Annotated in this window: 14 protein-coding genes; 8 read left to right on the forward strand and 6 right to left on the reverse strand. The window is 43.6% G+C overall.

What is annotated here, in order from left to right:
• Positions 1–34 precede the first annotated feature (34 nt).
• Genes ppk1 through FTD44_RS05460 form a run of 3 tightly spaced genes read left to right on the forward strand, consistent with a single transcriptional unit; the run spans position 35 to position 3810 of the window.
• The gene (gene ppk1, locus FTD44_RS05450) at positions 35–2122 is read left to right on the forward strand and encodes a polyphosphate kinase 1 (protein WP_222165526.1); all 2088 of its coding nucleotides are present in this window, start codon (positions 35–37) and stop codon (positions 2120–2122) included.
• 38 nt (positions 2123–2160) lie between these two features.
• On the forward strand, positions 2161–3051 hold the full coding sequence (locus tag FTD44_RS05455) for a Ppx/GppA phosphatase family protein (protein WP_222165527.1): 891 nt from the start codon (positions 2161–2163) through the stop codon (positions 3049–3051).
• A gap of 60 nt (positions 3052–3111) precedes the next feature.
• Positions 3112–3810, forward strand: coding sequence for a cell division ATP-binding protein FtsE (locus FTD44_RS05460; protein ID WP_222165528.1), 699 nt, complete (start codon positions 3112–3114; stop codon positions 3808–3810).
• Between the two features lie 87 nt (positions 3811–3897).
• On the opposite strand, the gene prmA is transcribed toward FTD44_RS05460, so the two are convergent.
• The 5 genes from prmA to nadA form a co-directional block, all read right to left on the reverse strand.
• Complete coding sequence (prmA, locus tag FTD44_RS05465; RefSeq protein WP_222165529.1) at positions 3898–4725, reverse strand: 50S ribosomal protein L11 methyltransferase; 828 nt, start codon at positions 4723–4725, stop codon at positions 3898–3900.
• Between the two features lie 76 nt (positions 4726–4801).
• Positions 4802–7012 (reverse strand): OmpA family protein, encoded by a 2211-nt coding sequence (locus FTD44_RS05470; protein WP_222165530.1) that lies wholly within the window; start codon positions 7010–7012, stop codon positions 4802–4804.
• Positions 7013–7086: 74 nt separating this feature from the next.
• Positions 7087–8142: a PorP/SprF family type IX secretion system membrane protein gene (locus FTD44_RS05475; protein WP_222165531.1), complete on the reverse strand. Its 1056-nt coding sequence runs from the start codon at positions 8140–8142 to the stop codon at positions 7087–7089.
• Positions 8143–8335: 193 nt separating this feature from the next.
• Complete coding sequence (locus FTD44_RS05480; protein ID WP_222165532.1) at positions 8336–10822, reverse strand: choice-of-anchor L domain-containing protein; 2487 nt, start codon at positions 10820–10822, stop codon at positions 8336–8338.
• Positions 10823–10980: 158 nt separating this feature from the next.
• A complete protein-coding gene (gene nadA / locus FTD44_RS05485) occupies positions 10981–12006 on the reverse strand; it encodes a quinolinate synthase NadA (RefSeq protein ID WP_222165533.1) in 1026 nt (341 codons plus the stop codon).
• 214 nt (positions 12007–12220) lie between these two features.
• Here nadA and FTD44_RS05490 point away from each other — a divergent pair, with 214 nt between their 5' ends.
• The 3 genes from FTD44_RS05490 to FTD44_RS05500 all read left to right on the forward strand — a co-directional run bounded on the left by FTD44_RS05490 (position 12221) and on the right by FTD44_RS05500 (position 18881).
• Positions 12221–14224: a S9 family peptidase gene (locus FTD44_RS05490; protein ID WP_222165534.1), complete on the forward strand. Its 2004-nt coding sequence runs from the start codon at positions 12221–12223 to the stop codon at positions 14222–14224.
• A gap of 28 nt (positions 14225–14252) precedes the next feature.
• On the forward strand, positions 14253–15092 hold the full coding sequence (locus tag FTD44_RS05495; RefSeq protein ID WP_222165535.1) for an MBL fold metallo-hydrolase: 840 nt from the start codon (positions 14253–14255) through the stop codon (positions 15090–15092).
• 213 nt (positions 15093–15305) lie between these two features.
• Entirely contained in the window at positions 15306–18881 is a 3576-nt protein-coding gene (locus FTD44_RS05500; protein WP_222165536.1) for a gliding motility-associated C-terminal domain-containing protein, read from the forward strand.
• Between the two features lie 565 nt (positions 18882–19446).
• On the opposite strand, the gene hemA is transcribed toward FTD44_RS05500, so the two are convergent.
• A complete protein-coding gene (gene hemA / locus FTD44_RS05505; protein WP_262901660.1) occupies positions 19447–20676 on the reverse strand; it encodes a glutamyl-tRNA reductase in 1230 nt (409 codons plus the stop codon).
• Positions 20677–20843: 167 nt separating this feature from the next.
• Here hemA and hemH point away from each other — a divergent pair, with 167 nt between their 5' ends.
• Together hemH and FTD44_RS05515 are read left to right on the forward strand one after the other, a co-directional pair.
• Positions 20844–21869 (forward strand): ferrochelatase, encoded by a 1026-nt coding sequence (hemH, locus tag FTD44_RS05510; protein ID WP_222165538.1) that lies wholly within the window; start codon positions 20844–20846, stop codon positions 21867–21869.
• 156 nt (positions 21870–22025) lie between these two features.
• Entirely contained in the window at positions 22026–24800 is a 2775-nt protein-coding gene (locus tag FTD44_RS05515) for a TonB-dependent receptor (RefSeq protein ID WP_222165539.1), read from the forward strand.
• Positions 24801–24910: the final 110 nt, after the last annotated feature.

Here is a 24910-nt window from a genome sequence, read left to right on the forward strand (position 1 = left end):
AATTTGCTAGACAACACCGAAACAAAAACAGTATATGACTCGTAAGAAACCCGGTACCATTATCAGGGATATCAGCTGGATGTCCTTTAATGCCCGCGTAATGCAGGAAGCTAAAGATCCTAGTGTACCTCTTTTTGACCGCCTCAAATTCCTTGGAATATTTTCAAATAATCTCGATGAATTTTTTCGTGTCAGGGTCGCATCGCTGAGAAGAATGTCTTTGTTGGGGAAAGCTGCGAAAGCCGCTTTGGAAGAGAATCCGGACAAGATCATGGATAAGATCATGGCAGTGGTGCTGGAGCAGAACAAGGACTTTGATAAAGCTTTTGCTGTAATCATTTCTGAACTGGAAAAAAACAACATTCACCTGAAAACGGAAAAGCAGCTCAACAAAGAGCAGCAACAGTTTGTAAGGGATTATTATAACGATCATGTGCGTACGCAGATCATCCCGCTGATGATTGAGAGTATTCCGCAGATGCCCCTGCTGAAAGATAAAAGTATATACCTGGCCTGTATGCTGGGTAGTACTCAAAATCCGATGATGCACCGCTACTCCCTGATCGAGATGCCATCGGAACTGCCGCGCTTTGTGGTATTGCCTTCAAAAAAAGAAGAGAAGGATATTATCCTGCTTGAAGATATCGTGCGTGCTAATCTGCATCAGCTATTCTCTGCATTTGGTTTTGACCAGTTTGTAGGGTATATCATTAAGGTAACACGCGATGCTGAATTTGACTTTGATATAGATGAAAATACGGACCTGATCACTAACCTGGAAAAGGGACTTAAAGGCCGCAAGAAAGGTAAGGCGACCCGATTTGTTTATGACAAGTCTATTGATAAAATATTACTGGAATACCTGGTTAAACGACTGAACCTTAAAAAGGAAAACCTGGTACCGGGCGGACGTATTCATAACTTCAAAGACTTTATGAACTTCCCCTCTTCTGTATTCAGCAACCTGGCTCCGAAAAGAGAACCTTTGCTGCATCCCGAAATGGTGCAACCGATACGCATCATGGAGGTCCTGAATAAGAAGGATGTGATGCTGCATTTCCCCTACCATTCCTTTGATCCGCTGATCGACCTGCTGCGTGAAGCGGCGATTGATCCTAATGTGGAGAGTATCAAAATAACCTGCTACCGGCTGGCTAAAAAATCGCAGATCGCCAATGCACTGCTGAATGCCGCCCGTAATGGCAAAAAGGTAACTGCAGTACTGGAATTACGTGCCCGCTTTGATGAAGAGGCTAACCTGAAATGGAGAGAGAAACTGGAGGAAGAAGGGGTGAATGTAATATTGGGTATCCCTAATATGAAGGTCCACGCCAAATTATGTTTGATCCGTAAAAAGGAATTCAGCAAAACGAAACAATATGGCTTTATCAGTACCGGTAACTTCAACGAGATCACTGCAAACTTTTACGGTGACCACTGTCTCATGACCTCTAACCGTACAATTCTCGCGGATGTAAATCGTGTATTTACCTACCTGGAGCAGCCGCAAAAACTCAGTACCTTAAAAGCCTGCAAAACCTTACCGGTATCGCCGCTGACCATGCGTAGCACTTTTATAGATATGATCGATAAAGAGATCAAAAATCATAAAGCGAAAAAGAAATCGGGCATTATGATTAAGCTCAACAGCCTGGTGGATAAACCGCTGATTGAGAAAATTGAGGAAGCAGCACAGGCGGGTGTAAAAATCGATCTGATCATTCGCGGCATCTGCTGTCTGCATACTGAAGATAAATCGTATAAAGCGCCTATTAATGCGATCAGTATTGTAGATGAGTACCTGGAACATGCGCGTGTATTCGTTTTTGAGAATGCAGGTGATCCTAAGGTATACATCTCTTCAGCAGACTGGATGGTTCGCAACCTGGACCACCGTGTAGAGGTGGCCTGCCCTATCCTGGATAAGCAGATCAAACAGGACCTGATCAATGTATTGCATTTACAGCTTGCGGAGAATGATAAAGCGCGGATACTGGACAATCACCAGCGAAACGAATACGTACCCCGTAAAGAGAGTGAAAAAGTAATCCGATCTCAGTACGAAATTTATAATTACTGGAAGCAGAAAGCCATAGCGGCAGGTCAGCAAAAAGAAAAATAATATGTACTTTCGTCAGGTATTTCTAAAACACCATTCTATTGATTTTAGCTGCTATCGATATTGGATCTAATGCTGCACGACTACTGATCAGCGACGTACTGCCTTACAAAGACGGCACTGTAGACTATACTAAACTAAACTTACTCCGTATACCGCTACGCCTTGGTTTTGATGTTTTTGAAACCGGTGTAATACCGGAAGAGAAGGCCAAAATGGTGATCGATACCATGAAGATCTACCAGCAACTGATGGACCTGTATAAGGTTGAGCATTATCGTGCCTGTGCTACTTCTGCTATGCGCGATGCCCGTAACGGGACTGACATTATACAGCAGGTAAAGGCAGAAACGGGTATAGGAATCGAGATCATCTCCGGCTCTGAAGAGGCGAATGTGATCTATGAAACCCATATTGCAGAAAACATAGATAGCCAGGATGCGTTTCTCTACATTGATGTAGGCGGCGGCAGCACTGAGCTAACCATGTTTCACCGCGGTAATATAATATTTAAAGAATCGTTTAATATCGGAACCATACGCCTGCTGAACGGTCTGGTAACAGATGCGCAGCTGGATCATTTCAAATGGTTCGTCAAAACACATACCAAAGAGATCAGCAATATAAAAGCTATTGGTAGTGGTGGTAACATCAACAAAGTATTTTCCTTATCCAAAACTAAGGAAGAGCGGCCGCTTAAACTGGAATTGCTGAGGGATTATTACAAGGAATTATCTGCTGCAACCATAGAGGAACGGATGCACCTGTACAATATACGCCGCGACCGTGCGGATGTGATTGTACCAGCCTTGCAGATCTATACTTCGGTAATGAGGTGGGCCGGGGCACAGGAGATTTATGTACCGAAAATCGGTCTGGCAGATGGCCTGATCCGTATGCTGTACAATAAGTACAAAACGGACCAGGGTTAATTAAGCCTGAATTATTACATTTAATCCCTTATTTTTGTAACAACCAAGAATTGCTTTTCCATGCAGGACAATACTATATTACAGCTCACTAATGCCAATATTTACCAGGGTAAAACCCAGATTCTGCATGATGTTAATCTTCATATCAACAGGGGCGAATTTGTATACCTTATCGGAAAGACCGGCTCGGGTAAATCCAGCCTGCTGAAGACCTTATATGGTGAATTGCCGCTGGTAGAGGGTGATGGTGTTGTTGTGGGTTCTGATCTGCGCAATATGGACTGGAAAAAAATTCCGTTCCTGCGCCGTAAAATGGGTATAGTATTCCAGGATTTCAAACTGCTTACAGATCGTAATGTATACGAGAACCTGGAGTTTGTGCTGAAGGCTACCGGCTGGACAGATCCTAAGCAGATGAAGGCCCGTATCGAAGAGGTACTGGACCTGGTGCACCTGCCGGCAAAAAGCTACAAAAAGACATATGAAATGAGTGGTGGCGAGCAGCAAAGGGTGGATATAGCCCGTGCCCTGCTGAATAACCCTCAACTGATCCTGGCCGATGAACCTACAGGTAACCTGGACCCGGATACTACAGATAAGATCATGCAACTGCTGGTGAGCATTGCTCAAGATATGAATACGGCTATCCTCATGGCGACACATGACTATCGTCTACTGCAGAAATATCCATCGCGTATTGTACGTGTAGAGGACAATTCGGTAAGTGATAATGCGGATATTCCTGAACTCAGATCATAAGCGGGATTCCAATTCCGATCAAATAAATACATAAAAGAAGGGCCAGTAAATATTTACCGGCCCTTCTTTTATGTATTTATTGTGTATTTATGCTTTTACAAATGAGATGGCAGCCCAGCCTCTTTCATCCATAAAGCTAACTGCTTTCAGTCCATTGACACTTGCTGATTCCAGGATAATATCAGTATCCTGCTCTTTCAGTATCCCGCTCAGGACCAGTGTACCGTCTGCATTCAGCGATTCACTTAATATCTGCATAGAATCCAGCAGTATATGGCGGTTTATATTGGCCAGGATAATATCATATTGCTTACCCGTGATCAGGCCGATATCGCCCAGATCTACGGCTACTTTGGTACAATCATTATTCTTCACATTCTCTACTGCATTTTCGAAAGACCATTCGTCGATATCGATCGCATACCCTGAGGCTGCTCCCAGCATTTCGGCCAGGATAGCCAGGATACCGGTGCCGGTGCCATAGTCCAGTATTTGCTTGCCTTTCAGATCCAGCGCCTGCATATGCAACATCATCAGCTTAGTCGTGGCATGATGCCCCGTACCGAATGACATTTTAGGCGTGATCAGTATCTCATAAGGAATACCCTCTACCTTAGGATGGAATGCGGCCCTTACACTACAGAAGCCAGGCAGTAAAACAGGCTCAAAATTGGACTCCCAGGTGGCATTCCAGTTTTGTTCTGGCTCTTCTTCCACCACATACTGTACATTAGCCAGCGAAGCAATCTCCTGTAACACTGTTTCATCCACGCTATTTTCCGCAGCATAAGCAATCAATTGCTCATCTTCCGCTTCCTCAAAGCCGGTAAAGGCATCCTTTGTACTCATCTGAGCAATCAATATAGCTCTCTGTTCTTCAGTAGCAGTACTGTATCTTATCTTAATATAATTCATATCTGGAATCAATAATAACTAAAAAATAGGTTTGTCCTTGCAGACAAACCTATTTTTATAAATAGTCTGGTTAATATTATTTGTTTACGCGGCTACCAGGCTGACCTAAAGAAGATTTTTCATCAACTTCTTCCGGTACATTGGTATTGTCAACATTCAGGTTTTTCTCCTGGCTTCCGATCGTACCTGGTTTAGAGCTATCAAAAATGATGCGTTTAGTAGGATCTTCGTCCATGATTTTAAACTCAGTACGGCGATTCAGTTGCTGACCGGCCAGGTTAGGCTTACCGTTAGTTTCGTTAGGCGCTACCGGCATAGTCTCACCAAAACCTTCTGCTTCTAAACGGCTTCTGTCGATGCCACCTTTATTTACCAGGTAGTTTACAACAGATTCGGCACGTTTTTGAGATAATGTTTTGTTGTATTCATCAGAACCTCTGCTATCTGTATGAGAAGCAACTTTCACGCTCAGAGACGGATTGTCGTTCATCAGGCTGATCAGTTTTTCCAGATCGCTTACAGATTCAGGGCGCAGATCATATTTGTTATCATCATAGAATACGTTGTCCATACGGAACCAGCTCAGATCGATCTGGTTTACATAGATCTCAACTTCTACAGTGTTATCTTTATCAGTGCGTTGTACTGCTTCTGTATTCACGTTAGCATGAGAAGAAGTGTACTTAGGCTTATCTGCAGTGAAGGTATAAGAGTGTCCTCTTGGCGTATTGAACTCAAAATTACCGTCAACAGAGTTGAATGTATTTAAGTTACCATTCTCATCTACCATTTTCACCACTACTTCACCAACAGGCTTCTGTGTTTTGGCATCGATTACTTTACCTAAAGCTTTTAATTTCGGCTCGAACTGTACTCTGAAGATATCATCACAACAAGTTGGATTTTTCAGGGCAATAGAACCTACGCGGTTAGATACCACATATCCGTCCGGTTTACCGTATCCATCCAGGATGAAGTACATATCATCTGCAGGAGTATTGATCGGGTAACCCATGTTTTTCATACCAGAGTAACGTGACGGGCTGTTGCCGGCCATAGTCGCTTCGAATACATCCAGACCACCCATAGTTTCCCATCCGTTAGAAGAGAAGTACAGTTTGTTTGTACGGTTATCGAAGTAAGGAGTCATTTCATCTCCTTTGGTATTGATTTGCTTACCTACGTTTTGCGGACGACGGTATGTTTTCAGACGGGAATCATATACTGAATACCAGATATCATAACCACCGCGGCTTTGCAGTTTACGGTCAGAAGTAAAGAACAGGATCTCTTTCTTACCGATTTTTACGATACAAGGATGTGTACTGGAAGAACCTGATTCATTGATACCATTGCCTAACTCCTGCGGAGCGCCCCAACGGTCGTTTTTGAACTCAGCTACGAAGATGCGGCACATCATACCGGTATCACCTTTCTGATCCAGACACTTAGTGAAGTAAAAACGATCACCACCTTCAGCCAGAACACCATTACCTACATGGTATTTCGGATCATTGAACTGACCATCCATAAACGGAACAGCCCAGGTGAATGTATCTTTTACATCAGTATACTTATTTTTTTGCGACACCATGAAACGGGATACATAATCCGAACGTTTCTCTTTGATCTTGTCTACAACGATGTTGGTATTCATCGTACCGAACAACAGTGCTGTATCGCCCAGAGGGAACGGAGACAGTTCTGTGTTTGCAGAGTTGATATTTGGTCCGAGTTGCGCAACAGTTGCGGCCTCTGGATTGGCAATCGATTTAATACCCAGGTAACAACCTTTGATTTCAGTCTCTGTTTGTTTCAACAGGATCTTAATATCTTTGTTTGGTTTTGGGTTGTCTTTCTTGAATTGTTGAAACGCTCCGATAGCTTCGTTATAGCTACCGTTCATTTTTAACATCAACGCTTGCTTGAAGATCGCTTCAGGATAGATTGCTTTTGCTAAACTGTATGCATAACCATAACTTGCTGCTGCATTGGCATAATCTCTCATTCTCCACTGACTCTCGGCAATCTGGTAGGCCAGGTACGGATTACGGGGCTGTTCCATCTGCAGTTGTTTGTAATACTCTTCTGCATTGTAAAAGCTACCGTCTTTGAATAAGCCATCCGCCCAACGTAGTTTCTTTTCGTAGCCTAGCTTTGCAACAGGATCATCCGCTCTTTTGCCGTATTTATCTCTATCTCTTTGTTGTGCTAAAACATCAGTTGGTTGTACACTAGCGAATGCTATTGCCGCAGTCGCTAATAATAGTATTGGTTTGCGTTTCATATTTTATGCAACGTTGAATGTGAAAATTTTTGAAAATTCAAAAATGACGTAATAAATTTTTCTATTCCTGGTTCTTAGAATCGACCACAAGGGTATAACAGTTTGTGGGCAAATTCGATCGGGCTTGGCGCGATATAGCGTACCATTACTTCAAAACCGCCATTGCCGTTGGTTGCATTTTTCAGGTCAGAAGTATTGAAGTCATAACCGGCACCGATACGGAAACCTTTGAATTCAACACCTACAGTAACCATCGCAGCATCCTGATGACGGTACCAGCCACCAGCATAGATTGCCGGAGCGGTAGGGTAAGTATAATCATCGCCTAATTTGTAATGGAATTCAGAACCTGCTACGATCTCGCTGGCAGAATTCTGAGACTGGAATAATACAGCTGGTCTGATGCTGAAACGATCGCTTACGCCGATGATAGCACCTGCCTGAGCAGTATAACGGATGCCTAAACCGACATCTTTAGTTGATTGTTGTTTCTGGAAAGATTCCAGTGGTTGTGTCAGGTTATTGGCACCAACACCGAGTACATAAGAGAACTTGTCTGAAGCGGCGTGTGACCAGGCTAAACCGGCATTAACGATCCAGCTGCCTACACGGTTATTCAGGTTAGCCCATTCTGCACTTACGCCTGGGTTCCAGTTACCTTCATTAAAGTCTCCTGCAAAATACAGCTTACTGATGTCCAGGTTTTTGCTGGAGTAACCACCTTGCAAGCCTACTGTTAAAGCCATTTTACCGTCTCTACCCAGGAACTTGTGATAGGCCAGGGATGCTAAACCGGAAAAGTTATTCAGGTTACCGTCGCCGGCTCTGTCATTATATAATTGTATACCGCCAGCCAGGTAATCGTCAATAGAGATATCTCTGATTAAAGGCATATCAACAGAAACGGCATATGTTTTGAATGCAGCATTACCTAATGCACTACGCCACTGGTCGCGATAAACCGCAGACACTCTATACTCTCCCTGGAAAGCACCTGTAAACGCCGGGTTAATTGTAAGCGGAGATGCGTTGAATTGCGTAAAGTGCACATCCTGCGCCGTTGCATTTCCTATAGACATTATAGAAGCAGCAAACAGTAACGCACCGGTGATAGTATTTCTACACTTCATATTTTATAAATTGTTAGTCGGGTTAACAAATATTTTAGTTTGAGGAGAAACCAAAAAAGGCTTAAGGCATTAAAAGTCCAAAAAAAAATTTGATTTTCCTTACTTTTTCTTAATTTTTTTTTAATTATTTATTTTTTTCAAAAAAAACACTTAAATCAGCGCCGGGCAATTATTAAGGCATGATTATCACTGCTTATCGCAGTAATGTAACATTGCCTGTTTTATTGACCATTTTGCCGGTTTGTGCATCTCTGAGGCGTATAATGTAAACATATACTCCATTAGGCTGTGGCATACCATTCACCTTACCATCCCATCCTGAATTGATGTTAGAAGAGGAGAAGATCTTCTGACCCCATCTGTCATAAATTTCAAAGATCTCCATTGCGAAATTGCCTCTGAAGCTTGGCTTGAAGGTGGTATTGTTCGGGTTAAAGGCATTAGGCATATCTGCTACACCTTCTTGTTTCACAATAAAGTCAATGGAATCCGATACAGAACAACCCTCATCAGTAGTTGCAGTATAGAAGTAACGGGTATTCACCAATGGACTGAACAATGGATTGGACAGGCTTGAATTATTGATACCAGATACCGGGAACCAGTTGAAATGAACGGCATTTGTTGATGGCTCCAGCTGATAGCTTTCTCCGGCCCAGATCACTACAGAATCAGGCAGGCTTACCGCTGCAGCAGGATGCACCGTAATGTTTACAAATTGTGTATCGATACAGCCATGCTCACTAGTCGCCAGCAGGCGGAACTGTGTTGTGGTTATCGGGCTAAAGGTCGGTGTCAGGCTATTCGGATCGCTGACCCAGTTGGTCGGCGTCCAGCTGTATGTATTATCCGGGTCCAGTGGCTGATTATCAATCGTACTGTACGCACTTACCGGAACGGACTGGTTAGGACAGATACTGGTATCTCCCGGCAGCACATTCAGGAATTCTCCCGGATACACGGTGACCGTCATCGTATCACTACCCACACAACCGGCCGGGGTGGTGGCCATAACAATAATATCTGTGGTGGCATTAGCCTTGAAGATCGGCGCAATACGGTACGGATCATTAAAGTTTGATTCCGGCATCCATTTGTATGTAAAGGCACCTGTATCCTGAGGATTGGTCTCTACAAACATAAACAGGCTGTCATAAGTACACATTGAGGTATCGCTACCGATATTCACACCTATGGTCTGTACATCTACGGTAAAGCTGGCATTAGAAACACGACAGTTCGTATCCAGTGAAGGGATGTTTACATACAAGTTGTAATTATATATACCAGGAGCAGGGAAGCTGATGCTGGCAAAATTAATAGTCGGAGCAGTTACACCTAATGTAGGATTCCATACATAGCTTAATGGTCCGAAGATGGTATCTGTTTCTACATTTACATCTAATATTTGTCCAAAACACATTGCAGTATCACCTACATCGATAGTCACGTGGATAGAATCCTGGATCACTACGATTGCAGAATCCAGTACTACAGGGTTAGAGCTACAACTATATGGAGACAGGAATTTGATCCATACTGTTTTATCGGCTCCGGCAACTGGCAATGGTAATGCTTTTACATATACGTGTCCGGTAGTTGCATTTGCAGGAATAGTTACTGTTCCTGTCAATAACTGATAGTCCACACCGTTAACAGCTGTACCGGATAATTGGTACGGTATTGTCAGTGGCAGAGGAGCAGCATTTGGTCTGGAGATGGTTACATCTGCCTGAGGACAACCTCTTACGATAAATGCGGTATCGCTGGTAGTGATATTCATACCGGAAGCACCTGCAGATAAGGCAATAGAGTTAAGGCTTCCTGCTTTCAGGAATACACCAGAGTTCAACGAACCATCAGATACATCGGCTACCGCCAGTTTCAGTCTGTAGGTATCACAAGGAACTACTGCCTGAATTGCAGTTAACACCGTAGTCATACCGTCAAAAACGATATTAGGATTAGCTGTAGGAGTAAGGTTATCTACATAATATGCGGTAAATGGAGAACCGGTGGCAATGGCATTACAGGTGGTAATATTACCGAAAGCACCCGCACCGCCGTTTACAGTATTGATCGCTATAGGTACATTGGTTGTACCTGGTACCAGTGCGATGTTACGTTTGGTAGGAATAGCAGGGATGTTAGAAACAATACCAGGTCCGGAGATCAGGAATGCAAAGGCATCGTTGAACTGAGAACAGGCATATTCCGGATACTCTTCCGAACCAAATACATACTGAAACTTAACCGTATCACCAGCCGGGATAAAGTCAAACTGCAGTACGCAGGCGTTGTTGGTTGTAGCACCATTCATAAGTGCAGAAAGGTCCGCATCACCACCATTGTTAGGGGAAGAAGACAGCATACCATTGGTCGCAATAGCGTCAACACCGGTAGTAAATGTTGCGGCATTGGTTTTGGCAGCACCCGTGGTCAGTACGATACCGCTATCGATACCCAGGTTACTGGTACCGGCAAAGGTACCGGCACCACCGGTACGGCAGGTCATGGTAGGATTCAGGGTGATTACCCCTACCCCAACCAGTTTATCGACCAGTTGAGCAGCGGTTACATTGTCTACAATAGTCAATTGCGCATGGGAGCGGGGCATCGCAAAAAGAATACACAAGCCCAGCAAAAGAACATGTCGGATTTTAGTATAACTCAATTTCATAAATTGACTTTTTTTATATGATGAATAAGGGGTTTTTCGAGTACTAAAATATGAAAAATTGTTTAAAGATAGTTAAAACGGGCTAAAATTCAAGTACCCGGACAAAAAAACGGTCATGAAAACCATGACCGTTTTGATATTTATTTTTTTAATAATATTTATTTTCCCTGTATTAATCCGAACTGAGCACTCAGCTCCATCATCTTATCCATAGGCTTTTTGGCCGCCAGGCGTAAAGACTCTTCCATCAATATTTCCGGCATCTCGTACTTCAGGCAGAGGTAGAGTTTTTCAAGCGTATTGAGCTTCATATAAGGGCAATCGTTGCAGGCACAATTATTTTCCGGCGGTGCCGCAATCAGGGTTTTATGCGGGGCATTCTTCTGCATCTGGTGCAGGATTCCTGATTCGGTGGCGACGATAAAGGTATCTGCCTCGTCTTTTTCCACGTAAGACAACAACTGTGATGTGGAACCGATAAAATCTGCAATTTTCAGCAGCGGCTCCTCACATTCCGGGTGGGCGATCAGCTTAGCCTCAGGATGCTGTTCTTTCAGGCGGGTTATTTTCTCCAGGGAGAAGATTTCATGTACCATACAGGCCCCGTCCCACAGCAGCATATTGCGGCCGGTAACTTTATTAATATATCCTCCCAGATTCTTGTCCGGAGCAAAAATGATTTTCTGATCTGCAGGCAGACTGTCTACAATCATTTTGGCATTGGAAGAGGTACAGATGATATCGCTGAGTGCTTTCATACCGGCACTACAGTTAATATAGGTAATCACAATATGATCCGGGTGCTTTGCTTTGAACTCGGCAAACAATTCCGGAGGGCAGCTATCGCTGAGCGAACAGCCTGCATTAAGATCCGGCAGCACCACTTTCTTACCCGGGTTCAGGATTTTGGCCGTTTCTGCCATAAAGTGTACTCCGGCAAATACGATCATATCCGCATCCGTTTTCGCAGCAGCCTCTGCAAGTGCCAGGCTGTCGCCGATAAAGTCTGCAATATCCTGTATTTCCGACTCCTGGTAATAGTGTGCCAGCAGCACCGCATTCTTCTCTTTCTTTAGTCTCTTGATTTCTTCAAACAGGTCCAGGCGGGGATCAATAGGCATATCCAGGTAGCCTTTTGCAGGTACCTGAGCCACCAATTCGTTGTATTTATCTGCAGTTTCCATTTTAATTATATATATCCTTTATTATTCAGATATCTAATTTAGACAATTTAATGACAAAGAACGGCCAATTTTTCTTTATGGCTTTGTTAATTTAAACCTGTTCTTTGCAGAATACAAAGGTACGATATTCAGATGCCTTGTTTCTTTATTGTTTTTTGTAGATTTGCCCGAATATATAGTTCTGTATCCGATTTTTTACAATACATTTTCCGACATGAAAAAATTGTCTATACTTCTTTTCTCTCTTGCTTCAACAATGGCACAAGCACAACAATTACTGACTCCCGAAACCCTGTGGAAACTGGGCCGCGTCAGTACACAATCTACCACTCCCGATGGCAGTACGGTCCTGTACACGGTAGCACATACTGACCTGACTACTGAAAAAAGTAACAAGACGCAGTACCTGCTGAATATGGCCACAGGCGAGAGCAAGCCAACTACAGTACTACAGGGCAAACAGTTTGTACAATGGGACAAAATTGGTCTGTATGCTTTAAATGACGGCTCTTTATTCCTGAGTAAGGATAATGGTGTAACCTGGACCAGGATTCACTCCGGCCTGAAGGATGCGACCAATGTGCGCATCTCTCCCGATGGTAAAACAATTGCCTACAGTAAAATGGTTGCTATTGATAAAGTCAAAGGCAATGCTCGTTATAATGATGTGCCAAACAGTTCTGCATATGTATTTACAGACCTGGACATCAGACACTGGGATTACTGGAATGATGGCAATTACTCCCATATCTTCATCACCGGCATCAACAGCAGTGAGTCGAAAGATATTATGCAGGATGAGCCCTACTATGCACCACAGGTACCTTTCGGCGGAGCTGAAGATTTTGTGTTCAGCACAGACAGCAAGACGCTGATCTATGTATGCAAAAAGGCAAAAGGTAAGGCTTATGCGCAAAGCACCAACACGGATCTGTATGCCTATAACATGCAGGATGGCCGTACCGATAACTGGACCAAAGGTATGATGGGTTATGATATGAAACCTTTGTTCAGCCCGGATGGCAAGTATGTTGCCTGGACCAGTATGGCGCGCGATGGTTTCGAGGCCGATAAAGTGGACCTGTACCTGATGGATCTGGCGACTAAAAAGAAAACAAACCTGACTGCTAGCTGGAACGAAACAGTAGATGGTGATTATATCTGGGGCAATGATAGCCGTACCCTTTATTTCAATGCGGCTTACCGTGGTACCCAGCAACTGTTCTCTGTTAATATTACCACTCCTGGTAAAGTAAAGATGATCACGGATGGTGCGTTTGATGTAGCGGGTGTTGTCGCACAACATAAAAAAGATATACTGGTGAGCAGAACGGATATGAACCATAGTGCAGAACTGTATATGGTGAATACGGCTAATGGTAAAATGAGCCAGGTATCTCATGCCAATGATGAGGTATATGCCGGTACTGCAATGTGTACTTCTGAGTTGAAAATGGTAACTACAACTGATGGTAAACAAATGGGTGTATGGGTTGTATATCCACCTAACTTTGACCGTACCAAGAAATATCCTACCCTGCTGTACTGCCAGGGCGGACCACAATCTGCGTTAACGCAGTTCTACAGTGTACGCTGGAACTTCGCGCTGATGGCCGCTAATGGTTATATCGTTGTCGCACCAAACCGCAGAGGTATGCCGGGCTGGGGCACTGAATGGAACGAAGCGATCAGCAAAGACTGGGGCGGACAACCAATGCGTGATTACCTTGCGGCAATTGATGCTGTGGCCAAAGAATCTTATGTAGATAAGAACCGACTGGGTTGCGTAGGCGCAAGCTATGGTGGTTACAGTGTATTTATGCTGGCTGGTATTCATGAAAACCGCTTTAAAACATTTATCGCACATGATGGTCTGTTCGATATGAAGAGCTGGTATGGCACTACTGAGGAGTTATGGTTTGCGAACTGGGACCTGGGTGGTAATTACTGGCAGAAAGATATGCCGAAAGCATACACTCAATATAATCCAAGCAACTATATAGACAAATGGAATACTCCGATCATGGTCATCCAGGGTGGTATTGACTTCCGTGTGCCGATCGAACAAGGGCTGCAGGCATTCCAGGCGGCACAGTTGAAAGGTATTAAAAGCAAGCTGCTGTATTTACCGGATGAGAACCACTGGGTATTGCACCCGCATAATGGCCTGGTTTGGCAACGTGAATTCTTCTCCTGGTTGAAGGAAACCCTGAAATAATAATACAAGAACCATTAAATAAAGAATTATGCAATTACATACTATCGATACTGGCTTATTCAAACTGGACGGCGGTGCTATGCACGGTGTAGTCCCTAAAAGTTTGTGGAACAAACTGAACCCGGCAGATGAGCATAATCTGTGTAGCTGGGCGATGCGTTGTATGCTGGTTGAGACAGACGGCAGACTGATCCTGATCGATACCGGTATAGGAGACAAACAGGACGAGAAATTTTTCGGACACTATTACCTGCATGGAAATGCAAACCTCCTGGGCTCTATCAAAGCCAAAGGATATAGCCCGGAAGATATTACAGATGTATTCCTGACACACATGCACTTCGATCATGTAGGAGGTGCTGTAAAAAGAGCAGGTGATCAACTGGTGCCTACGTTTAAAAATGCTACGTACTGGAGCAATGCCAATCACTGGGACTGGGCGGTAAACCCTAATGACCGTGAAAAGGCTTCTTTCCTGAAAGATAATATCCTGCCACTGCAGGAAAGCGGGCAACTTCGCTTTTTTGAAGGTGCCGATGGCGATGAGTTCGTTCCCGGTTTTAAAGTAAGACTGGTAAACGGCCATACGGAATCGATGATGCTGCCACAGATTGAATACAAAGGAAAAACAATCCTTTATTGTGCCGATCTGTTACCGAGCATGCACCACATGCCGTTGCCATGGGTTATGGCTTATGATACCCGCCCCCTGGAAACGCTGAAAGAGAAAAAAATACTGCTCGAAGAAGCTGCTGCTAACGACTGGTTGCTGTACTTTGAGCATGATGCAGCCAATGAGCTGTGCTCTTTACAACAGACCGATCGCGGGATACGTTCCGGCACTGTAATGACATTAGAAAATATGTAATATACAATTCTGTTTTTTATCAGTATTTTATATTTCAACTCTGGAAAGCTGCTTTTTTCTTGTAAAAAGCAGCTTTCTTTTTTTAAACCTTTTTTGTATATTGTCGACTTTCGGGCTATTTATTGGCATTTTTCACCAACCAATCTACCGGAATGGTAGTCTTTATTAGGGTGTGACAATTAATAACCATCATTGTAAAATAACTAGTGTACTATGGGTAAATTTTTATTACTAACCGGCATTTTAGGCCTGGCTGCATCTACCAGCTGGGGTGGTCCTAAAATACCGGATGCAAAGCATCAGCACGAGGCCGGAGAGCAGGCTGCACTTTCTTTTATTGAGAATAAAGGACAATGGGTTTCGGAAGCCAAGTATCAGGCACATGTTGCCGGTGGTGTTATGTTCCTTACCGACAAGGGCTTCGTGTACAACTTTGTCAGTTCAGATGATCTGGAAGCATTCCACGAAGCAGCAGACAAGGGCAACAATTCTGCCGACCTGCCGATACACGGCCACGCTTATAAAGTAAACTTTGTAGGTGCTAATACTAATGTATCTTACAGCAATTCCGGTAAGAAAAGTACGTATCATAACTACTTTATCGGTAACGATGCCAGCAAATGGGCTGGACATGTAGGATTATACGAAGGTGTAACCCAACATGATATATATAACGGTGTTGATCTGAAGGTTTATTCAGAAAACAACAATGTAAAGTATGACTTTGTCGTGAAGCAAGGTGCTAACCCTCAGCAAATTCACCTGTCTTTCGATGGTGTGAGCCCTAAAATTCAGGCTGACGGTTCCCTGCTGATTACTACAAGCGTAAATAAGGTAATTGAACATGCCCCGGTTACTTACCAGCTGATCGACGGCCAGAAAGTGACGGTTCCTTCCCGTTATAAATACGAGAAAGGAGAACTTACCTTTGATTTCCCTAAAGGATATAACAAAAACTACGACCTGGTGATTGACCCGGCCCTGGTTTTTGCAACATATAGCGGTGGTGTAGGTACTACGCCATACTATGCTCACTCTACCACTTATGACAAAGCAGGTAATACCTATACTGCGTCATTGGCTTACGGTATAGGCTGGCCTACAACAACGGGTGCTTACCAGACTACTTTCCCTGGTGGTACAGGTTGTGCAGGTATTAATAAATATACTTCTAACGGCTCTACACTGGTATACTCTACTTACTTCGGTGGTACCAACAACAACGTTCAGCCTAATACTTTAAGAGTAAACGACAGTAACCAGCTGGTAATGGCCGGTAACGTGTCTACAGCTACTATGCCGGTTACAACAGGCGCTTATCAAAGTACACTGAATGGTGGATCAGATATCTATGTAGTTAAATTTACTGCTGACGGTTCTGGCATCCTGGCCAGTACTTACCTGGGTGGTACCGGTATGGAAGCCTTACAAAACGGTTCTACCTTTGCCTATACAGGTCTGGGTGGTTCTAACGGTAACCCTGCCGACGTTGCATTCGATGCTTCCGGTAATATCTGGGTAGTATCCAACACTGCTTCTACCGACTTCCCTACTACTGCTACAGCATACCAGTCTGCCAATGGTGGTAGCCACGATGCGGTAATCGCTAAACTGAATGGCAACTTAAGTTCCTTAATGTACGCTACTTATATGGGTGGTAATGCCTGGGATGGTGCTATCGGTATTGAATACAATAAGAATACAGACGAGATGGTTGTTGCAGGTTATGCCGGCTCTTCCAACTTCCCTACTACTGCAGGTGCTTACCATACCACTTCAGGTGGTGGTATCGACGGTTTTGCTGTTAAATTCCGCAACAATAACCCTATCGTTCAGGCAAGTACTTTGTTAGGTACTTCCGGTACAGATATCGCTTACCGTGTAGCATTTGACTGTGGTAATAATATCTTTATCGCTGGTAGAACAGATGGTTCATACCCTGTTACCAATACTCCTGCACAAGGTCTGGTATCAAACGGATATGTATTTATCGACAAACTGAATCCAAGTCTTTCTTCTACTATTGCTTCTACCAGAACAGGTGCAAACAATAGCAGCATTACGCCTACGGCGATGATGGTGGATATCTGTGGTAACATTATGATCTCTACAGTAACCAGCTCAAGTAACCAGACTGGTATGCCACTGACTCCGGATGCATTCGATGCGTCTCCTAAACCTTCTTACTTCGCAGCCTTTAAAGCAAACTTTACGGAACTGATCTTTGGTAGCTTCTTCGGAAGTGCCAGTGGTGACCACTTCCACACCGGTATCTGTCGTATGGACCCTAATGGTATCGTATACCAGTCTGTATGTGGTACAAGCACAGGCTTCCCTACTACTCCATGGTCTTACGCACCGGTTAAATTAAACGGTGGTACCAATGATAACATTACATTCAAATTCGCTTATGATATCGTAAGTATTGAAATGGAAACAGAATCAGGCCAGGGTGGTAATGAACTGGACAGAAAACACACCGTAAGAGGTTGTAATTCTGCTAAAATCACCTTTACAAGAGGTGGTGACACTACAGTACCAATGATCCTGCACATCAACAAATTAGGTGATGCTGTAAACGGAACCGACTACCAATACCTGCCAGATACAGTTTACTTCAGTGCTCTACAAACCAGCAGAACTATAGAAATCAAACCATTACTGGTACCTAACATGCCTACCGGTCCTAAAATGGTAATCATTGAGGCACTGAACCCTTGTGGATGTGATAATGGTGTACAAAATGTAATTAAGAAAGATACCGTTTACATCTTAGACTCTCTGTATGTGAATATCTCTAACCCCTTACCGGCTTATTGCCCTGGTACGCAGATATCTATTACTGCCGATACAGACCCTACCCTGGACTTTGACTGGACACCTGTACAATATAACCTGGGCAGCCTGACGATCAACCCGATCCTGTTAACAACCCGCGACTATACTATTACAGTAAGACAACCTGGCGCTCCGGCTACCTGTCCTCCGCACAGCAAAACATTCCATGCTCTGGTAGAACAGTATCCTATAATCTCCATGCCTTCCGATACGATCGTCTGCGGTCAGGACTCTGCGGTAATCGCGGTATCAGTCTATCCTGACACGGTTAATTACCTGTATACCTGGACTCCAAGCACTGGTCTGAGAGCGGCTAATATCGGTACAAACTACCTGTTAAGACCAACCGGAACTTATACATATAACCTGCATGTAACGACTCCATTAGCGAACTGTGCTACAGATCATCAAATGATCATCAATGTAAGACCTCCGTTCCAGTTAACAAATGTTCTTCCAGTCAGCGGTACTACCGTAAACTATGGTGAAGAAGTAAATATGTCTGCAATGGGTGGTATCTTATATTCCTGGTTACCAGTAAGTATGTTCTACGATCCGGATAATCAATATGCAAGAACCTTCCCGATCACTGAGCCAGGCACCTTCAAGGTAATCGGTGTAGATGAGTATGGTTGTAAAGACACTGCATCAATTGACCTGGAAGTTAAATATCCGCTGGATCCGATTATGCCAAATGCATTTACACCAAACGGTGACGGCAAAAACGATGTATTCGGTCTGACCAATGCCAAATTCCAGAAACTGCTGCGATTCGAAATCTATAACAGATGGGGTCAGCAAGTCTTCAACACTATCGATCCGATGAAAGGATGGGATGGTAACTTTGAAGGAAATCCATGTGCACAAGCTGTATATAGTTATATCATTACAGTGGAACTGCCTAACAAGGAACTCAAAACATATAAAGGAACAGTCACCTTATTCCGATAAGATAGATTGGTTCTGATAAAAAGACCGGGAACGATATACGTTCCCGGTCTTTTTTTATCAGCAGGTATTAATATATATTGGGTGTCCGCTTAAAGGAAACAAAGTCTAGTATTATGATTTAAGTAGCTTATATATCTATTGCTACCTTTTGTCTTGATGCAAAAGGTACCGCCAAAAAATCAAGGCTATATACATCCCTGGCTAAAAATCAATGTGTCGGCCGGTCGCAAACCAGACTCACTTCGTTCAGACAGTGGTTTGCAACTCTATCGACCGAGCCAATGATTTTATGAACGCCGGATTTATAAGGCCATTTTGGTTGGAGCTGCGATCGTTGAGCAGCGAACGTGTTACACGTTAAGCTCAAACGATCAGTGCACGCAACGGTACAAAATGGCGGTGCCCTGCAATCGCCTTGATGAAAACAAAGGCATTTTTGGTCCTTTTGTTGCCGGACAAAAGGACGAATAAAATAGTTACCTAAATGCGGATAGTCAGTTAATATATATAAAAGGAGCCGCAAGATGATCTTGCGGCTCCTTTTATATAGTAAATGATGTATTGCTTATTTGTTAAGGATAGAGGACATAATATAATCATTCATGGCTTCTATATAGTTACATCCTGGTCTGTTCTGATCGCTCTTCAGTTTCACGGCCATATTGTTCAGCACTTTCTGTACCGTATGGTCAAAGTCTTTATCCTCTATAGCATCTGCCAGCTCTCCGTTCAGTTCTTTAATCTTTTCTTTGGCCACCTTCAGTACCGGTACACTCTGGCGCATGATATACCATTCTGCAAATTCGTGAATATAGAATGATATTAATGCTTTAGCCTTCGGCACTTCTTCCTGGCGGCGCTGCAGGGTAGCATCATTGATCTTGGACAGATTGTCGACATTGGCCAGGATAATATGCTTATAGCTGCCCAGAGATGGGCTTACATTATTAGGAATAGAAAGGTCAATAATGATCTTGTGATCCTCCTGGGTAAAATGTGCTTCGGTAATAATCGGTGCAGTTGCATTCGTAGCTACTATAACTACATCATAGTTATGAATCGCCTCACTCATTTCTGCAAATGGAATATGCTGAATGCCCAATTCTGCGGCAAAAGTTGCTGCTTTATCTTCGGTACGGTTTACCACAGCCAGGTTGTCTTTCAGACCCAATTCCTGAATCAGGTTTTTACAGGTATTCTTACCTATATCCCCCACCCCTATAACCAGTATTTTGCTGGCGCTTAAGGTCGGCACATGCCATTTCAGAAACTGTACGGCCGCATAAGCTACCGATACGGTGCCGCTGCTCAGATTGGTCTGGCTGCGAATCGCACGGGAAGACTGCAGTACTGTATTAAACAACCGGTCAAGAAATGCATTGGTCTTGCCTTTCTCTTTGGCGTAGTTAAAAGCCGTTTTTAATTGTCCTACAATCTCGTAATCGCCCAGTATCTGCGAGTCAATGCCAGCTGCAACATTAAATAAATGCTGTACCGCTTTAGTACTCTCCATGGTATAAGCATGCTCTCTGAGCAAGTGCAGATCACCATCTGTGTATTTACACATCAGGGCCATCAGCAACTCTACATCTTTGGCAACGCCATATACTTCTGTACGGTTACAGGTAGATATCACGAAAAGGGCCCCAACCCCAAAATCAGGGGCATCGGCCAGTAAACGGTCATAGGCATCTGCACCAACAGCAAAACGACTACGGATCTCCGTACTCGTGTTCAAGTGGTTAATACCTACACACCAAAATTCCTGTAAATTGTTCCGCTCGTCTAAAATCATATGTGATCTACACAAGAATTAAATTCCGGGGACAAAGGTACATTATCCTTTTCACACCCGGTACTGCATCTGTCATTCAATTGTCATAAAAGCGATTATTTATACTTATAGCACTATTGGGGAAAAGTCATTATTAAGAAGTACTTTTGCGAAAATTTTCAGTACAAATGGCTAAAAAGGGCTTGATTTTAATGAATTTGGGTTCTCCGGACAGCACTTCTGTAAAAGATCTGCGCAAATACCTGAATGAGTTCCTGATGGATGAACGGGTAATTGACAAACCATTCCTGCTTCGTTATCTGTTGGTTAAAGGTATTATTGTTCCTTTCCGTGCCCCTAAATCTGCAGAAGCATATGAGCAGATATGGTGGCCTGAGGGTTCTCCGCTGGTAGTCCTGACCCAACAATTGAAGGATAAGGTAGCTGAGAAGACCAATATGCCGGTAACCATATCTATGCGTTATGGCAATCCGACTCCTGAAGCAGCTTATGAGGCTTTATTAAAAGAAAATCCGGACCTGGAAGAGGTAATCTTATTCCCTTTATACCCACACTATGCTATGAGCAGCTATGAAACAGCTGTGGAGCATATGGTTCAGGCCAAACAAAAGCATCAATACAGTTTTAAACTGAGTGTTGTGCCTCCGTTCTACAACCACCCGGCTTATATTGCGGCCCTGTCTAACAGCATTAAACCACATGTGGCTGATACCGACAGCTTTGATCAGCTTTTATTCAGCTATCATGGTATCCCGGAGCGCCATGTAACCAAAACAGACCCTACCGGACAACATTGTATGAAGGTGGAGAACTGCTGTTACAAGTCTAACCCGAGCCATAAAACCTGCTACCGTCACCAGGTAACGATGACCAGCGAGCTGGTGACTAAAAAACTGGGCCTGCCTAAAACCAAATGGCAGCAAAGCTACCAGAGCCGCCTGGGCCGTGACCCTTGGTTACTGCCAAGTACACAGACCGTAATACCGGAAATGCCGGCAAACGGGGTTAAGCGCCTGAAAGTAGTATGCCCATCATTTGTCAGCGACTGCCTGGAAACATTGGAAGAAATCGAAATGCGCGGCAAAGAAGATTTTATCTCTAATGGCGGTACGGCATATGAGTACATTCCTTGTATGAATACGGCCGATGACTGGGTAGATGCCGTAATTGAACTCTGCAATACAGCAGTATAACTATATATATAGTATAGTAAACATAACCGGAAAGGGGTACTGAGACAGCTCAGTACCCCTTTCCGGTTAATAGTTAATAATTAAGTAACAATAATTTCAAACTGTAGTAACATTAAGTTTAAACCTTTGCGCGAAATTCCACAACACGAAATAAGTATGCACAAAATTATTACTACAGTTGCCATTGCGTCTATCGCTACAACTGCATTCGCACAAAATGCGCCTAATCTTAAAGGTAATATTAAAGACGGCAGCAACAGCGAAGGATTACCAGGGGTGGCCGTAAGTGTATTTGAAACCGGTAAAACAACCAGTACACTGAATTCCCTTACCGACATTGACGGTAATTTTGAGTTTACCCTGAAGCCAGGTAATTATAAAATTGTGATCGAGAGCATGGGCTATCAAAGCAAAGAGGTTACGGATATCACAATTGCGGAAGGTGCGAGTATGCCTGCTGTAAATGTAGTAATGAATGAATCCAAATCTACCGAGCTGAATGAGGTTGTTGTAAGCAGCTCCATGAAGAAGGAAACGGTAAATGCGCTGTTCACCATGCAGAAAAATGCAGCATCCGTTTCTGACGGTATCTCTGCAGAAGCGATCAAACGTTCTCCGGACAGAAACACTGCCGATGTTCTGAAAAGGGTAAGCGGTACAACTATCCAGGATAACAAATTTGTAATCATCCGCGGTCTGAGCGACCGTTATAATACTGCCCTGGTAGATGATGCGGTACTGCCTAGTACTGAACCTAACCGTAAGGCATTCTCTTTCGACATTATCCCTTCTGCGGTAATTGACAATATCATCATCACTAAAGCCGGTACACCGGATCTGCCTGCCGATTTCGCAGGTGGAGTGATCAACGTACTGACTAAAGAAGTACCTGAAGAGAACTTCAACAATATCAGCATCGGTACAGGTTACAATACCGTATCTACCTTTAAAGATTTCAAAACGGGTTATAAAAGCAGCACCGATTTCCTGGGATTTGACAATGGCAGAAAATTGCCTAAAAACTTCCCTAATGTTAAAGAAGCAGGTGGATTCCTGTCTCCGGCTCAAAGCGCATCATACCTGAATATGCTGAACAATGACTTCAGTGTACAGACACGCAGCGCCTTACCGATGATGAACCTGCAAGCGGGCCTGGGTCGTATATACAGACTGGGCAACGGCCGTAAATTCGGTTTCTTCGGTGCCCTTAACTACAACCACAGCGAGAACATCAGACCAAATGTACTGCGCCAGTACGATGACTATAACTATACTGATAATGTATATAACTACTCTACTACTTTAGGTGGTGTGGTGAATATGGGCTACTACTACGGTAAAAGCAAGATCGGTCTGAAAACATTATATAACCGCAACTTCGATGACAACTTCATGTATCGTGAAGGATTGAACATCGGAAGAGGTACAGACATCCGTTACTATGCCTTTGACCTGGTACAGAAAGCCCTGTTCAAAACTACTTTGAATGGTGAGCACCAATTAGCTGGTCAGAGCAAAATCAACTGGTTATTATCGTACAACTATATCAGCAATAACCAACCGGATCAGAAGAAATTATCCTACGGTTATAACAACGCTGAGCAAGCTTATGTAGCGGATCTGGGTACCCTGGGTAAAGCCAATAACCGTATGTTCAGCAAACTGGGTGAATCTATCATCAATGCGAACATCAACTACAGCAAGCCGGTTAACCTGTTTGAAAAATCAACTTTAAAAACCGGTCTGTTCGGACAATACCGTACCCGCGATTTCAGCAACAGATATGTGGGTGCGACTACATCTGATCAGAGTGTACTGAAAAATGGTATTCAAGACCTGTTCAGCCCGACTAATATTAACAATCAGATCTATGATTTCAGAGACCAGACCGGTCCTGGAGATGCATACACTGCACAATCCAGCACTTCCGGAGCTTACGCTATGCTGGACAACAAATTCACTGATAAATTAAGACTGGTTTGGGGTGCACGTCTCGAAGCATATAAAATTGACCTGAGCACTGTAGAGAAAAAGTATGTAGATCAGTTCTGGTGGGATGTATTACCATCTGCTAACCTGACCTATGCCCTGACAGAGAAAACCAACCTGCGTGCTTCTTACTTCAAGAGCCTGGCCCGTCCGGAGCTGAGAGAGATGGCTTTACTGAGCTATTATGACTATGAGCTGAATGCGAACATCAACGGTAACCCAAATCTGAAAAGAACGACGATCAACAACTTCGATCTGAAGTATGAATACTTCCCTACCGGTGGTGAGATCCTTTCTGCATCAGTATTCTACAAGGACTTCTCTAACCCTATTGAGAATTACCTGTACGGTTCTAACAGTGCATATGACATCACTCCTATGAACTTCCCTAATGCCCGTAACATCGGTGTGGAATTGGAAATTCGTAAGAAATTAGGTTTCCTGGGTAGCGATTTCCTGAACAACTTTACGTTCTATGCAAACGTAGCCCTGATCAATTCTAAAGTTACACTGGACAAGACACGTTATATCAACGGTATCGCTTCTGACTCCCGCCCACTGGCCGGACAGTCTCCGTACATGATCAATACCAGCCTGAGCTACCGCTCTCCTAACAGCAAACTGAACCTGACAGCGATGTACAACGTAATCGGTCAGCGCATTTACCTGGTGGGTGACGGACGTTTCGGAGATGTATATGAAATGCCACGTAACCTGTTAGACTTCCAGGTAGCATACAACCTGTCTGAAAGAAGCGAACTAAAACTGAATGTTAAAGACATCCTGAGCAGTCCTTACCGTTTCTACTTCGACCAGGACAGCGACAGTAAATTTACCGGTTCTGCATTCAAAGACGGCAGCATGCAGGCAAATAAAGACTGGATCCTGCAACAATACAGACCAGGTACCACTTTATCACTGACTTATTCTTATAAGTTCTAAGATCAAAAATTGTCCCTCATAATACACACATGCGAAAGGGCTGCCATACGGCAGCCCTTTCGCATGTAATCGGCAAAATATTCTTTAGTTTTGTACCCGTAATTTCAACA

Source organism: Edaphocola aurantiacus (assembly GCF_019797745.1).
Classification (GTDB): domain Bacteria; phylum Bacteroidota; class Bacteroidia; order Chitinophagales; family Chitinophagaceae; genus Edaphocola; species Edaphocola aurantiacus.